Raw genomic sequence first — 406 nt, forward strand, 5'->3', positions numbered from 1 at the left:
CTGTGCCTCGCGGCCGGAGTGCCGCGCAAGACCGTGCTGACCGAGAAGGCCGCCGCGAGCCTGGTGCGCCGCGTGCGCCGCCACGGCTGGCAGCCCGCGCTGGCGGAGGCGTTCATCCGCGACCATGCGGCCGGCGTGCGCCGCGCCAGCTACCTCGCGCTCTGGAAGTCGTTCGTGGACGAGTCGGGCCGCACGCTGCTCGACCCTCGGGACGAGCGCCTGGAGGAAGCCCGCGCCCTGCTGCGGCGCGAGTGCCATGTGGCGGACGGGCCGGGCGACTGACCCGGCGGCGGTGCCGGACGCCACGCCCCGGCAGGCGGCCGGACAGCGGATTCCACGCAGGAACAGCCGTTCCGGTAGGGCCTGAAGGGCTGTTCCTGGACCGCGCCCCGTCACCCCCAGGGCG

1 protein-coding gene is annotated in these 406 nt (G+C 76.1%); it reads left to right on the forward strand.

What is annotated here, in order from left to right; genetic code table 11:
- A partial coding sequence (locus E4T88_RS19010) for a hypothetical protein (RefSeq protein ID WP_221411832.1) occupies positions 1–282 on the forward strand: 282 nt, incomplete at its 5' end.
- Between the last annotated feature and the right edge of the window lie 124 nt (positions 283–406).

This window comes from Dysgonomonas mossii (assembly GCF_004569505.1).
In the GTDB taxonomy this organism is placed as follows: domain Bacteria; phylum Bacteroidota; class Bacteroidia; order Bacteroidales; family Dysgonomonadaceae; genus Dysgonomonas.